We start from the raw sequence: 14,879 nt of genomic DNA on the forward strand, positions 1-14,879 counted from the left end.
GGGGCCTCGGAGCGCGCAAGGTGTGCTGGGCCCCGGACGCGGAGGCCATCGCCGCCCTGCCCGTGTTGGGGCTTCCTCTCGGACCGCCACGACAGACCTGCCCCCGTGCCCGGCCTCGGCGAGCGTGCGGCCTGCCGCCGTGGACTCACGCGTGAGGTGGGTGTGGCTGGTCGGCCGACGCTTGCGTGGGGAGGGTGAAGCAGAAGGTGCTTCCCTGTCCGGGGCGGCTGTCCACCCAGAGCTTGCCGCCATGCGCGTCGACGAGCCCCTTCACGATGGCGAGCCCGAGTCCCGCGCCCTCCTTCCTCCCCGCCTGCGCCTGCCAGAAGGGCTCGAAGACATGCGAGAGGTGTTCCGGTGCAATCCCGGGCCCTGAGTCCCGGACGGAGAACCTCATCATGGCTCCCTCGGGGACGGCCTGGAGGTGGACGTGTCCGCCGGCGGGCGTGAACTTGATGGCGTTGCCGAGCAGGTTGGAGAGGATTTGGACCACCCGGGCATGGTCGGCGAGGAGCGCCGGGGCGTGCAGGGGGATGTCACTGGAGAGCTGGATGGATTTCTCCTCGGCGAGCGCGCGGTGCAGGTCGAGCGCTTCCTGGACGAGCAACGCGCCATCCACCCGCGCACGCTCGACGAGCAGGTGCCCGGACTCCATCCGGGCGACATCCAGCAGGTCCTGGATGAGCCGTTGGGCCCGCTCCACCGCCTTGCGGAGGGTCTCGAGCGTCTGGGTGGGAGGCCGCTGGCCGGGGGGCCTCCTGCCGAGGGACTCCGTGCACAGCGCGACGACGTTCAGGGGCGTGCGGAGGTCGTGGGCGACGACGCGCAGGACTTCGTCCCGCAAGCGGGTCGCCTGCTCGGACCGCTCGTGGAGGCGGGCGTTGTCGATGGCGAGCGCCGCGCGGTTGGCCAGGGCCTCCGCCAGCGCCAGGTCCTGCTCGCCGTAGCGGCGCCCGGACTCGGCCGTCCACAGCATGACCGCGCCCAGGGTCTGCTCCCGGGCCCGCAGCGGCACGATGAGTCCCGAGACGGACCCGAGGCCGCGCAGCAGGTCCAGCGGGCAGCCGTCCTCCCGCGGTGTCTCCGCTCCGGAGGACTCCGGCAGGACCACGGAGCGCCCCGTTCGGAGCACACCCGCGACGAGCTCCCCCTGGAGGGAGGGGAGGCACGGGTGGTGGGCGAGCAGCGCGTCCAGGCGCCTGGACTTCTCGGGGGAGACCGCCGCGGCTTGCACCGCCCGGACCTGCCCGTGCTCATCCACCAGGCCGACGATGCACCCGTCGGCCAGCGCGGGGACCGCGAGCCCCGTGACGGCGGCCATCGTCGTCCGGGAGTCCAGCGAGCCCGCCAGTCGTGGCCCCGCTTCCGCCAGGAAATGTTGGGCCCGCTCCAGCTCCTGGCGCTCGGAGATGTCCTGCACCTGCGCGATGAAGTGGAGCGGCTGCCCCCGGGAGTCACGGACCAACGAGGCGGTGAGCAGGATGCTCACGGTGTGCCCCTGCTTGTGCAGGTAGCGCTTCTCCAGTTGATAGGTGTGGACCTCCCCCCGCAGCAGTCGCTGTCTGTTCTGGAGCGTCACCTCCAGGTCCCCGGGCCAGGTGATGTCCCGGAAGGTCCGGGCGAGGAGCTCCTCCGGCGTGTAGCCAACGATGTCGCACATGGCGGAGTTCACGCTCAGGAACCGGTCATCCAGCCCGACCAGGGCCATGCCGGTCGGCGCGTTCGCGAACGCCGTGCGGAAGCGCTCCTCGCTGGTCCGGAGCACCTCCTCCGCCTGTCTGCGGGTCGAGATGTCGCGCAGGATGACGGTGAGCACGAGCGTGCCCTCCTGCTCCACCTTGGAGATGCTGGCCTCCGCGGGGAACTCCTCGCCATTGCTGCGCCGGCCGATGATGGTGCTCCGCTCGCCCATCTGTCGGGAGAGCCGGGAGCCCGCCGCGAATCGCTGGACGTGGTGCTGGTGGGCCCCTCGGTAGCGCTCCGGGAGCAGGATGTCCAGGGGCTGACCCACCGCGTCCCCTGCGGAGTACCCGAAGATGTGCTCCGCCCCCTCGTTGAAGAGGGTGATTCGCTGCCGCGTGTCGACGGAGATGATGGCGTCGACCGTGGTGGCGATGAGCCCGGACAGGCGCGCCTCCGCCAGCCGGAGCGACTTCTCCAGCGCGGCTCGGGAGCGCCTCGCCTGGCGCAGCCGCGGCAGGCGCAGGCGGGCCCAGAAGGAGGGCGCTCGTGGCGCTGTCCGTCGCATGCGACGCATCACCGCGCTCGCGCGGCCTCGAGCAACAGCCGTCGCTCCGCCGCCGCGATGACCTCGCGTGTGGCCCAGGCCGCCGCGGGGTCCACGGAGATGGACGTGATTCCCGCGCGCACCAGGTGCTCGGCGAACTCGGGGCGGTTGGAGGGGGCCTGACCGCAGAGGGAGCAGGTGATGCCGGCTTCACGGCTGGCCCGGATGATGCGGACGATGGCGTCCAGCACCGCCGCGTCCGCTTCATCGAACAGCTCCGCGCACGACTCGGAGTCCCGGTCGACCCCGAGCATCAGCTGCGTGAGGTCGTTGGAGCCGATGGACACGCCGCTGATGCCCAGCCGCGCGTACTCGGGGATGCGGTAGACGACCGAGGGCACCTCCGCCATCACCCAGCGCTCCAGCCCGCGGTGGCGGCCCAGGGGGCTTGCGTCCAGGGCCTCGAGGCAGGCGGCCAGCTCCCACGTGGTGCGCACGAAGGGAATCATCACGTGCAGGTTGGGGGTCTGCTCCCGCACGCGGGCGACCGCCTCCAGCTCGAGCCTGAACACCTCCGGCTCGCGGATGTATCGGTAGCAGCCACGAAAGCCCATCATGGGGTTGGACTCGGCGGGCTCGAACTCGGCGCCGCCCTCCAGGCCCCGGAACTCGTTCGTCCGGAAGTCCGTGGTGCGGTACACCACCGGCCGTCTCCCGAAGGCGCGGGTGACCTGGAGCAGCGCGTCGGACATCCGCTCGACGAACTCGCGGCCGCGCCCCTCGGCGATGAGCTTGCGTGGGTGGACCCCGCCCAGCGCCTCGGTGAGCATGAACTCGGCGCGCAGCAGCCCCACGCCGTCCACGGGGAGCGCCGCCGCGTCGCGGGCCTGCTGGGGGAGGGCCAGATTGACGTAGAGGCGCGTGGCGAGCACTTCGGGCGTGGCGGTTCCAGCGGAGGCCAGGCCGCTCGGCCTCCGCGGCTCGGACGAGACGACCCCGGGGGCTTGCTGCTCCACCCGGCCTTCCAGGACCGTGCCCGCGGAGCCATCCACCGTCACCTCCTCGCCGTCCTGGAGCCGCCGGGTCGCCGTGCGCGTGCCCACCACGCAGGGCTTGCGCAGCTCCCGGCTGACGATGGCGGCATGGCAGGTCATCCCGCCGCTGTCGGTCACCACCGCGGCCGCGCGCCGGAGCGTCGGCACCCAGTCCGGAGAGGTCATCGGCGCCACCAGGACCTCGCCTGTCTGGAGCCGCCGGCCCTCCTCGGGGCTTCGCAGCACGCGCACGCGCCCCGTCGCGACCCCTGGAGAGGCGCCCAGCCCGGACACCCGGGGGCGCCCGGGCCGCGCGTCCCCGCGCTCCTCTTTCGATGCCCCGCCCAGCGTCGTCACCGGACGCGACTGGACGAGATAGAGCCTGCCACCGGCCTGTGCCCATTCGATGTCCTGCGGCGCGCCATAGTGGCGCTCCACGCGCAGGCCCAGGCGCGCCAGCTCCAACACCTCCACGTCCTGGAGCACGCGCTGGTGGGCCTGCGCGGGGGAGAGCGCTTCGCGCCGCTCCTGGCCCACGCCATCGCGCACCCGCTGGAAGGACTTCTCCCCGACGCGCACCTCCAGCAGACGCGGCCCCTGCTTGGCCACCACGTACGTGTCCGGCTCCACCTGGCCGCTCACCACCACCTCGCCCAGGCCGTAGGCGGCCTCGATGATGACGCGGTGGAGGTCCCCGGTGGCCGGGTCCGCGGTGAACATGACCCCCGCGCGAGTCGAGTCCACCATGCGCTGCACGACGACGGCGATGGCCGGCTCCTCGGTGAGGCCCTGGGCCTTCCGGTAGGCCACCACGCGCTGTCCATAGGCCGAGGCCCAGCACGCGCGCAGCTTGTCGAGCAGCGCCTCGTCACCCACGACGTTGGTGTACGTCTCGTGCATGCCCGCGAAGGACGTGGCGCCGGTGTCCTCGGAGGTCGCCGAGGAGCGGACGGCCACGGCCCCCTGCTCGCCCAACTGGTGATAGGCGCCGAGCAGGGCGGAGCGCAGGCGCTCGGGCACGGGGACCTGGCGCACCGTGGCTCGCAGCGCCTCGGTGACCTCCGCCAGGGACTGCGGGTCCTCCGGGTCGACGCGCTGCCAGAGCTCGCGGAGCCGGGGGCGCACGGGCGCCATGGCCTCCTGGAAGGCGGCGGCGGTGACCACGAACCCCGGCGGTACGGGGAGGCTGGCGTGGGTCAGCTCCCCGAGATTGGCGCCCTTGCCTCCCGCCACGCTGACGTCCTCTCGCGACAGCGAGTCGAACCAGCGGATGAGGTCTGGGGTGGCGCCGGGCGCGTCGGGCCGGACGGGCTGCTGGCTCTCATGGGAAGGGTCCATGCTTCCATCTCCTGTGTCAGCGCGCGTCCAGTCGTTCGATGAGGCGCGCGAGGTCCGTGAGGTGACGAGGGGCGGTGAAGCGGGCGCGGACCGTCTCACGGGCACGGCGCCCCAGCGCGGCGGCCCGCGCCGGGTCCTCCAGGAGCGAGCGCACCGCGCCCGCGAACGCCTCCGTGTCCCCGGCCTCCCGGATGAGCAGGCCGTTCTCCCCGGTGACGACCTGGTCCTGGAGTCCGCCCACCGCGCTCGCCACCACGGCGCGCTGCTTCCACATGGCCTCGGTGAGGGTGAGCCCGAAGCCCTCCTGGAGGCTCTTCTGCGTCACCACGCTCGCGTGGCGTTGCAGCGCGTTGACGATGGCGGCGTTCTCCTCGCTGTCGGCCATGGGCAGGCACGCCAGATGGACATGCTGGCGGACGAAGCGCGATTGCTGTCGCCACAGCGCGTGGACGTCCTCGAGGGTCGCCGCCGCGTCGGGGTCATCGGCCACGGACGTGACGGCGGGCCCCGCGAGCACCAGCTCCGCGTGCACGTGGGGCGCCTTGCGCAGCATCCTCGCGAACCCGAGCAGCACGCCCGCCGGGTCCTTCAGCGGATCCCACCGGGACACCTGCACCACGAGGGGAACTTCGGCGGTGGGCCCCGCGCCCAGCCGGATGACGTCCACGCCCCGCGACACGCGCCCCGTCACGCCGTCGGCGCGCGTGAAGACGGGCGCCGCCGTGTCCGGCGTCTCGCGCAGCAGACCGGTGGTCGCGAGGATGGCGCGCGCGACCTCGGGCGCCATGGGCTGGTTCTTCACCGCGAAGATGTCGATGGAGGGCTGGATGACGAGCGCCCGGCCCGCGCACTGGGGGGGCGCATACGCGGCCCGGCTGAAGACCGTGAGCCGGGCGGCGGCCAGGCCCGGCGCGAGGAACTCCCACGCCCGCTCCACCTCCGCGTTCGGCGTGTCCCGGCCGATATGGCAGCGCCAGGCCACGTGGGCGCCCGCGGAGGACAGGGCGGGGCCGAGCCCCACGGTCTGCGGGTCGTGCAGCAGGACCACGTCCCCGGGCTTCACCAGGACGAGGATCTCCTCCGCGTTGTCGCGGAGGACCTCGTCGTAGCAGTCGTGCTCGGACGTCCCCAGCCCGGAGCCGTCACCGGGGGAGCCATGCAGTGCATGGTGCAGCCGCTTGGTGATGTGGAAGAACTCCGGGGTGCCGGTGAGCACGAGCCAGCGCGCGTCCACGCCCGTGCCGCGCGCGTAGGCGATGAGGCGTGGGAGCATCTCCGCCACGCCGCCGCCCCTCGCCGTGGAGCTGATGTTCCAGAACGTGCGACCGGCCATGCGGGCCTGCGTCTGCTGTGCGAGCGTCCGCAGTGCGTTCCATCCCTGCTCGTCCAGCTCGTGCTCGAAGCGGGTGAGGGGTTCCGCCGGGACGTGCACCTCGAAGGGCTTGAGCATGGGGGCTCCGGTTCAGGCGGAGGGGGGCGTCACTCACGGGTGGATGACGACCTTGATGACGCCGTCGCGGCGCTGGCCGAAGAGCTCGTACGCGTCCCGGATGTCCTTCAGCGCGAAGTGGTGGGTGAGCAGGGGCGTCAGGTCGACCCGTCCCGACTGGACGACGGCCATCAGCCGGCGCATGCGCTCCTTGCCACCCGGGCACAGGGTGGTGACGACGCGGTGGTCCCCCAGCCCCGCGGCGAACGCGTCGTAGGGCAGCTGCAGCTTGCCCGAATAGACCCCCAGGCTGGAGAGGGTGCCGCCCGGACGCAGCGAGCGCAGGGCCGTCTCGAACGTCTCCTGGGCGCCCAGGGCCTCGATGGCCACGTCCGCGCCGCTCCCCGTCAGCCGCTTGACCTCCGCCACGACGTCCTGGCTTCGAGGGTCCAGCACCACGTCCACGCCCATCCGCCGGGCGAAGGCCCGCCGGGACTCGTCCCCGTCGACCCCGATGACCCGCGCGGCGCCCATCAACCGGGCGCCCAGGGAGGCACACAGTCCGATGGGGCCCTGGGCGAGGACGACCACGGTGTCGCCGATGCGCACGCCGCCCGACTCGGCGCCGCTGAATCCCGTGGAGGCGATGTCCGCCAGCAAGAGCACCTGTTCGTCCGAGAGCCCCGCGGGCACCGGCGCCAGGTTGGCCTGCGCGGAGGGAATCCGGACGTACTCGGCCTGGGCCCCATCCAGGGTGTTGCCCAGCCTCCAGCCGCCCATCGCCTCGTATCCCGTCCCATGTCCGCACTGGGACAGGTGTCCGGACAGGCAGGCGTTGCATTGCCCGCACGGCGTGATGGCGCCGACGAGGACGCGCTCGCCCGGTTGGAAGCCATGCACTCCGGAGCCCAGCTCCTCGATGACCCCCACCATTTCGTGGCCGAGCGTGAGGCCCGGCTTCACGGCGTACTCGCCTCGGACGATGTGCAGGTCCGTGCCGCAGATGGTCGTCGACGTCACGCGGACCACGGCTTCGCCCGCTCCAGCCCGGGGTTGCTCGACTTCCTCGAGACCGAAGTCCCCGACGCCTCGAAAGACGGTTGCTCGCATGATTCCCCCCCGGCGGGATGTGCCTCGGGTCCACCTCACGACAAACCTCAGGCGCATGCCATCGACGTGCAACGGCGACGCCCGCCTCGGGCCGTGGCCCGAGGCGAGCGTCAACCTGGCGGGGTGCCCTCAGGCCGCGATGCGTGAGCGCCCGCGCCGACGCGTCAGCCATAGCACCACGCCGCAGAGGGCCAGCGCCCCGGGGCCGGGGCTGGCGGCGCAGCCCCCCTGTACCTGCGGTGAGTCCTCGGGCGGGAGCACCTCACCGAGGGCCTCGGCGTCGGGCGTGGGCTCGGCGGCCGCCCCGCTCCTGACGACGTGGTTCCTCACGACATAGGTGTCATTGCCCGTCGTGCCATTGAGCGTCACCTTCCCCAGGTCATTCGTCGAAGGGGCGTTCGAGCGGAAGGCGTAGTTGTTCGCGATCTGGATTTCGGCGCCGCCCGGCGGGCGCACCCAGACGCTGTAACGTCTGGCGTCGAGGTCCGTCACCATCCGCACGTGGTACGTCGCGTTGGCGGTGTAGGGGACGGTGGTGAGCGCGGCGTAGCGGTCTCCGTCGCGCGCGTCGAAGCGGCCGTCCGTGCTCATCCGGATGAGCATGGCGGAGCTGGAGAACGACGTGATGGTGGTGGAGGTGTCGGCGTAGCCGATGACGCCATCCATGAGGCTGAGGGCCGGCGTCACGTCGAACTCGGTCGTCACCGTGCCGGTGTTGCTCGTCCCCAACCCATGCACGGCCGCCGAGAAATCGACCCGCGAGGGCCAGGCCATCGAAGAGGCACCTGACACCGTGTGACGGGTCACCGTGTACGCGTCGTTCGCGGTGGTGCTGTTGAGCACCACCTTGCCGAGGTCATCCGTGGCGGGCGCGTCCGAGCGGAAGGCGTAGTTGCTGGCGAGCTGGACTTCGGCGCCGCCCGGCGGACGTACCCAGACGCTGTAGCGCCTGGTGTCGAGGTTCGTCACCATGCGTACGTGGTACGTGGTGTCGAACGCGTAGGGCACTGGGGTGAGCGCGGCGTAGCCCCCTCCATTGCGCACGTCGAAGCGGCCGTCCGTGTTCATCCGGATGCCCATGGCCATGCTGGAGAAGCCCGTGACGGTGGTGGACGTGTCGGCGTAGCCGATGACGCCATCGATGGGGTAGCGCCGTGGCGTCACGTCGAACTCCACCGTGACGACGCCGGTGTTCTGGGTCCCCAGGTCATGGACCCCCGCCGGGAAGCTGGTGCGCGCGCCCCAGCCCGCCAGCAGGCGGTCCTGTTGCTTGAAGCGCTGGAGGGCCTCGACGAAATAGTAGTCCCCGTAGATGAGGCCCACGTCAATCTCCTTGCCCGCGGGCAGGTTTCCCACGGCGTGCTGGAGGACGCTGGCCTTGCTCGTCCCGCTGGCGAGGTAGGGCGCGGCGCTGAGCGCATCGAGCATGCGGAGGGCCGCGTCCCGATAGCGCTGCCGGGTGGCCGTGTCCGTGACGTAGTTGCTCAATTCCAACAGGGCCGAGGCGGCGACGGCGGCCGCGGAGGTGTCCTTGTACTGCTGGCTCGCCGGAGCATTGAAGTCCCAGATGGGAACCATGTCCGCGGGCAGGTGGCTCAGGTACCAGTCGGTGGTCTTCTGGGCCGCGGCCAGCATGCGCGTGTCGCGCGTGTAGCGGTACACCATGGTGTAGCCATACATGAGCCAGGTCTGCCCTCGGGCCCAGGTGGAGGAGTTCGAGGCGCCCTGGAACGTGCCGCGCAGGCGCATGGCGCCCGTGTTCGGGTCGAAGTCCGCCATGTGGAAGGAGCTGCCGTCCGAGCGGACGAGCACGCTGAGCGTCTTGAGCGCGTGGTTGACGGCCATGTCCCGCCAGGCGGCCTGCCCCCCGTGCGCGGCGCCCCAGAGGAGCAGCTCGAGGTCCATCATCGTGTCCACGAAGATGGGCGCCAGCCACACGGGCCGGTTCCAATCGCAACACACGATGACGCCCAGCCTGGCGTTGTAGCGCTTGGCCAGCGACGCGGCGCCCGTGAGCAGCACCTGCCGCTGGGTCTCGTCGCCCGTGAGGCGGTACGCGTTGCCGAAGCTGGTGATGAGCTTGAAGCCCGTGTCGTGTGTCGTCGAGTTGGTCTGCTGGACCTTCAGCGGCGCCGTCCGGGCGGCCGCCAGGGATTTGAAGGCGGCGATGCCCGAGTCCTCGAAGAGATACCAGAGCTCGCCGGGGAAGAATCCCTGGGTCCATTCAATGGGCGCGGCGGCATCGAAGGTGGTCCACCCACCGTTCGTGGTGGCCTGGGGATAGCGGCCCGCGGGTACCAGCGCGTCCGTCCTGGTCGCCTGCTGCTGGGCGAATTGCAGGGCACGATTCGCTGTCGCCTCGTCCATGGCAGGGCTGCTGCTCGCGAAGAGCAGGCAACCGAGCCCCCAGAGAAACGTCCATGTTCTCGCACGAAGATTCATTTCCACCCCTCCTCTCGAGCATGGAGGGTGATTTCGATGGGAGGGGTGGACACCTGGTCCAGCAGTGGCATTGCGTATCGGGTGGAGTACGCAATGTGGCTCACGCGGGCCCTGCTGACTGATGGCGCTCGGCTACTTCCTCCTCTTCACGCTCGTGCGCTACGGGCTCTTCGCCACCCGGAAGGAGAAGGGCTGAGCGGCGAATGTTCCGACGCTGTGCCTGTCCAAGGGGCCGCGAGGTTGGGAGGTCGCGGGGTATTCGCACCATCGCGTTGTGAGCACGGGGGCGCCCGTCAGAAGTTGGGGTTCACGGGCGCCTGTCCCTCGTTCCACAGGTGGATGCTGAGGGCGCCGCTGGGATGATTGCGCCACGCCCACGGGTCGAAGCCGCTGGGCGCGGCCCACCCATAGATTTCGATGTTGCTCGTCATGGGTGGGTGGTCCGTGCTCGGAATCGAGTAGTCCCGACGGTACTCCGACGCGGTGTTCGTCAGGCGCGCCACGGCCAGGTGCAGGTGGGGGCCGGACGAGCACCCCGTGGTGCCCGCGTAGCCGAGCACCTGGCCCTTCTTGACGACCTGCCCGTCCGTGACGACGTAGGACTTGAAGTGGGCGTAGTAGCTCACGAACCGCTCCAGGTACTCACCCGCACCGACGTCGTGCTGGACGTAGACCTCCTTCTGGATGGGAGAGGCGCAGGGGACCTCCCGGTCCCTGGCGAGGAGGACCGTGCCGTTGGCCACGGCGAGGATGGGCGTGCCGGTCACCATCCCCCAGTCATGGCCATCGTGGTTGTTGACGAAGTTGGCATTCGACTGGTCCCGCCCCAGGTGGTCCACGATGTGCGCGCTCGCCGAGCCCGTCTGGCCGAAGTCGGCGACGTCCAGGGGGACGTCCTGCGCGAAGTCGAAGCCCGTCGCGTGGAACACGCGCGTCAGCAACGAGAAGGGCGCATCGAAGATGGGCAGCGCGTCGGGCGCCGCGGTGAACACGCAGCCCTGGCGCTGGTGGTTCGTGGCGTCTGCATGGGCGGACTGGAGCGGGGAGGCGCCCAGGCCGCTCCACAGCCCCACCGTTCCGTCCGCGCACCGTGAGATGACGTTGTTGCGTCCCTGGGCGGAGTAGAGACCGGCCCGGACGACGCTGCCGCCCGCGGACTGTGCGCGAAGCTGCTCGCAGGGGGCCGAGTCCGTGGTGGGCTCCCAGGCGAAGGCCCAGCCCTGCTCCGGCCAGCGCATGCTGCAGTAGTGCCCCATCCCTGCCGGGACGGCCAGCACCGGGCTCACCTCCTCCTGGGGTGGCTCCGGGAGCGGCCTCGGGTCTCCCGCGCAGGCCTGGAGGGCCAGCGCGAGGAACACTGTCGGGAGGCGAAGCGTCGATGGAGTGGGGCGCATGGTGCCGACATTATGGTCGGCACCCAGGCTCATCCACGTGGATGCTTGACGGATGAGGAGGAGCGCCGCGTTGACAAAGTACGATTTGAATCGTACGTTGGTTTCAACCTCCAGGGGATGATTCGAGGTGGGGCTCCACACCGCGAGGGCTGTCCGGCGCATCCGGGTGACTTCGCGAGTGGGGGGCGACTGCCGTTGTGTGCCCCGAGGCTGTTTCAATCACAGTCGTTCTCCATTGGAGATGTCCATGAAGAGCCTCACGTTCGAGTGCGCGGCGCTTGTCGCGACGCTGTTCCTTGCTTCGAATCCCGTCTGGGCCGCCGCGCCTGGACAAGCCTCCGGGTCGCCTCTCGCGGAGTCATCCCTGTCCTGCGCGGACCTGCCGGGAGCCCTCTCGGTGGCGGCGCAGGAGGCGGGAGTCCCCATCCATGTCGGGCGGATTTCGACGGCGACCTCGGACCTGTATGTCGCCTCGGCGGGGGCTGTCGTCGGGCTCGAGAACGTCTCCGCCCTGCAATACGCCCAGGGCGTGGACGTGGCCTTCGTCTACCTGGATTCGCCCTCCTCGAACATCCCGGTGGGCTACTACCGGCTGAGGGCCACGGCGAAGGCGGGTGACATCCAGGTGGGCACGTACTCGGGGAGCGTCGGGTTCTTCGACCTGGCGGGGCAGGAGGTCGCTCGGGTCGTCGCGACGTTCGAGACCACCTCGCTGACGAGGCCCGAGGGTGGGCCTGTCCCTGCGGCGCGGGTCCTCATTGGAGGCAAGCCCCCCGGCGCCGCCACGCTGGAGGACCTCATTCGTGGGATGGTGTTCCGCATCTGGCTGCCGAGCGGCGTCATCTACATCCCCGCCATCGTCCTGTAGGCCTCCGGTCGCGCCGGCGCGGAGCGAACCCATGCCGCGCGCGAAGGCCTTCCCGACAGCCGCCGCCCCGAGCGCTCCAGTCGCTTTGACAGGAACGAGTCGAAGCCGATGGCGTTCGACACCGCGCCGCTGAACAGCACGGAGCCCGTCAGCGGCGGATTGTCCGCGAGCGCCCCTCCGCTGGACGCCAGCGCGGCGGCGGTGAAGAGCCCGACGGGTGAGGACGCGCGAGGAGGCCTGGCCGTATCGCGCTGGCGAAGATACATGGCCAGGGGCGTCGCGAGGTGACCGTCTTCAGCAGACAGGTCCGGGCGCTCACAGTGACTGGACACCGCGCACCGGGAGCGTCACACCTTGTTCCATCGTTCCCGGCGGCAGTGGACGACTGTCATGGGCACGCTCCTCTGGTGGAGCCTTCCTCTTCCGGCATGGGGCCTGGAGCCCGAGGTGCCCACGCGCCTCGCCCTGCGCGCCGCGACCCTGAACGCGGCGGAGCTGCTGCGCCTGCAGGACCAGCTCGGCTCGGTGGAGCCGAACAAGATCGCGGACCTGGTCGCGGTAGAGGGCGACCCGCTGAAGGACATCCACGCGCTGAGGCAGGTGCGCTTCGTGATGAAGGACGGACAGGTGGTCCTGGACGCCGGAGCTCCACGCAGACGGGGGGATGCCGCGGCCCGGTGAGGCCCCGCCGATATCTGATTTCAAACAGACATGGGAGGGATGCAATACGTCCATCCGTGAGTTCTCGAATTGCTGATTTCGCCGGGATATAATCCCTGGCATGAGAGAGCCTTCCAGCACACGCGCGGCGGCTTGGAGTCTGGCCATCCTGGGGTTGTTCATGGGCGCCTGTGGGAACGCGCCCCAGGCGCATCAGGAGGAAGCGCCGCCGGAAGCCTCCTCCACCGTGGCGCCCCTGGCCCCGGTGGTCCCGCTCTTCGACGCCAGCACTCCGCTGGAGCCCGCGCTGGTGGTGGATACACCCACGGCGCTCATCACCCGGCTCGCGGACCGGTCGAGAGATCGCCACGCGCGGGAGTCACAGTTCCAGAGCTACGAGCACTACCTGCCGCTGTACTTCGAGTACCGCACGTACAGCATCGAGGTCATCGACAGGGTGGCCAAGGGCGGCAACGACATCACCGTCAACATCACCTCGCTCTGGCCCCTGGACACGCCGGACTTCCGAGCCTTCTACCAAGGCCAGGCGGTGCTCTCTCAATACTGGTTCAACGTGGACATGGCGCAGGTGGACCCCCTGCGCTACACGGCCACCATCAATTACAACGCGAAGGAGAACCGGCGGCTGCAGGTGGGCGACCGCATGGAGATTGAAATCAGCCCCTTCATGCTGCCTCCCGTGGTGGGGCGCGCCAACTACTACGGCACGGCGTTCCTCTACATCGTGGGCCAGGGCGGCATGGTGCCCTGGGAGGGAAGGGGGGCGAACCTGGACTCGTTCCCCCTCGCGGAGACGGCGTGGCTGGGTGGGCGCACGACGCTGGGCTACAACTACTCGAACGAGCCGGCGCACCTGTTCAAGCAGATGGCGACCAACCTGGCGCCGGTGAATGCCCAGCCGTTCGTCGAGGGCCGGCGCCTGCATCACACCGACTTCGCGGACGGCACCCACTCGGAGGCTGGCAACCCGAGCTTCACCGCGCAGCAGAACAAGCTGGGCCCCTCCTATATCGCTCGCAGCTGCGTGGCCTGCCACATCAACAATGGCCGCGCGCTCCCGCCGGACCCGGCGACGTCCCTGTACACCGTGCGGTTCTATGTGAACGCCGCGCCCTGGGCGGACGTGCACTACCGGCTCAACGGGGGCTCGCAGCAGAGCTTCCGGATGGCGCGTGACAGCTCCGGCACGAACACCCAGGTGCTCACCAACGTCCCGGCGGGCTCGGTCGTGCAGTACCACTTCACCATCGGCAATTCCTCGGGAGGGCTGAGCACCACGTCCCCGGTGAGCATCACGGTGAACGGCGCGGACTCCACTGGAGCCAGCCCCCATGGCCACGTCGTCGTCGCGCCGCCCCTGCGCCACACCGTCAGGGTGGGGGCCGTCGGCACCACGGTGACGGCGCATCCGGCGTTGGGATGGGTCCTCCAGCCGCAGAGCACCCAGGGGACCCCCGAGGGCAGCGTGAGCATCTCGGGCTGGACGGTGACGAACGGCACGTATGGCGACGGCACGGGCTATCAGCTGCGGCGCCCGGTCTACGCCTTCACCGGGCCTGTTCCCACGCACCACTCGGCTCGCATCACGCCGCCCCTCGTCGGCCTGGGTTTGTTGGAGGCCATCGATGAGAACACGCTGGCCAGCCTCGCTGACCCGAATGACGCCAACGGCGATGGCATCTCCGGCCGCGTGCAGACGGTGGTGGACCCGCAGACGGGGCAGACGCGCGCGGGGCGCTTCGGCTGGAAGGCGGGCAAGGCGAGGCTCCGACATCAGGTCGCGAACGCGCTCAATGTCGACATGGGCGTCACCACGTCTGTCTTCCCCATGCCGGATTGTGGCTCGCAGCAGACCTGCGCGGGCGCGAGCACCGAGCTGGCGGACGCGGACCTGGAGAAGATGGTGCGCTACATCGCGCTGCTCGGAGTCCCCGCGCGCCGCAATCTCGGTGACGCCCAGGCGCTCCAGGGGGAGAGCCTCTTCGGGGGCATGGGCTGCGCGCGGTGCCACGTCTCGACGTTGACGACCAGCCCGTACCACCCCTACGCCGAGCTGCGGAGCCAGGTGATTCGCCCCTACACGGACCTGCTGTTGCATGACCTGGGCGCGGGGCTGGCGGACAACCTCCCGGAGGAGGGGGCGTCGGGCGCGGAGTGGCGCACGCCGCCCCTCTGGGGCATCGGCCTGACGGCGGGCGTCAGCGGCGGCGAGGCCTATCTGCACGATGGCCGCGCGCGCAGCCTCTCCGAGGCCATCCTGTGGCACGGAGGCGAAGCCGAGTCCTCCAAGGAGGCCTTCCGCACCGCGAGCGCCGCCCAACGCGCGGCGCTCCTCAGGTTCCTCCAGTCGCTCTGA

Annotated in this window: 10 protein-coding genes; 3 read left to right on the forward strand and 7 right to left on the reverse strand. The window is 70.4% G+C overall.

Translation table 11 applies throughout. The features are described from left to right. Nucleotides 1–145 precede the first annotated feature (145 nt). The 6 genes from K8625_RS28940 to K8625_RS28965 all read right to left on the reverse strand — a co-directional run bounded on the left by K8625_RS28940 (nt 146) and on the right by K8625_RS28965 (nt 10,974). Entirely contained in the window at nt 146–2,248 is a 2,103-nt protein-coding gene (locus K8625_RS28940; protein ID WP_223784507.1) for a PAS domain S-box protein, read from the reverse strand. An 8-nt stretch (nt 2,249–2,256) separates the two neighbouring features. Continuing rightward, a complete protein-coding gene (gene ppsA / locus K8625_RS28945) occupies nt 2,257–4,599 on the reverse strand; it encodes a phosphoenolpyruvate synthase (protein ID WP_223784508.1) in 2,343 nt (780 codons plus the stop codon). Between the two features lie 16 nt (nt 4,600–4,615). Then, nucleotides 4,616–6,049, reverse strand: a complete 1,434-nt coding sequence (locus K8625_RS28950) for a glycosyltransferase (protein WP_223784509.1) — start codon at nt 6,047–6,049, stop codon at nt 4,616–4,618. Nucleotides 6,050–6,082: 33 nt separating this feature from the next. Further along, nucleotides 6,083–7,138 (reverse strand): alcohol dehydrogenase catalytic domain-containing protein, encoded by a 1,056-nt coding sequence (locus tag K8625_RS28955; RefSeq protein WP_223747860.1) that lies wholly within the window; start codon nt 7,136–7,138, stop codon nt 6,083–6,085. Nucleotides 7,139–7,267: 129 nt separating this feature from the next. After that, entirely contained in the window at nt 7,268–9,505 is a 2,238-nt protein-coding gene (locus K8625_RS28960; protein WP_223784510.1) for a glycoside hydrolase family 88 protein, read from the reverse strand. Between the two features lie 368 nt (nt 9,506–9,873). Continuing rightward, on the reverse strand, nt 9,874–10,974 hold the full coding sequence (locus K8625_RS28965) for a M23 family metallopeptidase (protein WP_305070926.1): 1,101 nt from the start codon (nt 10,972–10,974) through the stop codon (nt 9,874–9,876). A 247-nt stretch (nt 10,975–11,221) separates the two neighbouring features. Between K8625_RS28965 and K8625_RS28970 the strand changes: the two genes are divergently transcribed. Beyond that, complete coding sequence (locus K8625_RS28970; protein ID WP_223784511.1) at nt 11,222–11,842, forward strand: hypothetical protein; 621 nt, start codon at nt 11,222–11,224, stop codon at nt 11,840–11,842. Here the strand turns inward: K8625_RS28970 and K8625_RS28975 are convergent. Further along, complete coding sequence (locus K8625_RS28975; RefSeq protein ID WP_223784512.1) at nt 11,818–12,108, reverse strand: hypothetical protein; 291 nt, start codon at nt 12,106–12,108, stop codon at nt 11,818–11,820. The two genes, K8625_RS28970 and K8625_RS28975, sit on opposite strands and share 25 nt — an antisense overlap. A 124-nt stretch (nt 12,109–12,232) precedes the next feature. Here K8625_RS28975 and K8625_RS28980 point away from each other — a divergent pair, with 124 nt between their 5' ends. Together K8625_RS28980 and K8625_RS28985 are read left to right on the forward strand one after the other, a co-directional pair. Continuing rightward, nucleotides 12,233–12,523, forward strand: a complete 291-nt coding sequence (locus K8625_RS28980; RefSeq protein WP_223747865.1) for an amidohydrolase family protein — start codon at nt 12,233–12,235, stop codon at nt 12,521–12,523. Nucleotides 12,524–12,623: 100 nt separating this feature from the next. Further along, entirely contained in the window at nt 12,624–14,879 is a 2,256-nt protein-coding gene (locus K8625_RS28985) for a di-heme oxidoredictase family protein (RefSeq protein ID WP_223784513.1), read from the forward strand.

The sequence above is a fragment of the Myxococcus sp. AS-1-15 genome (assembly GCF_020037055.1).
Lineage (GTDB): Bacteria > Myxococcota > Myxococcia > Myxococcales > Myxococcaceae > Myxococcus > Myxococcus fulvus.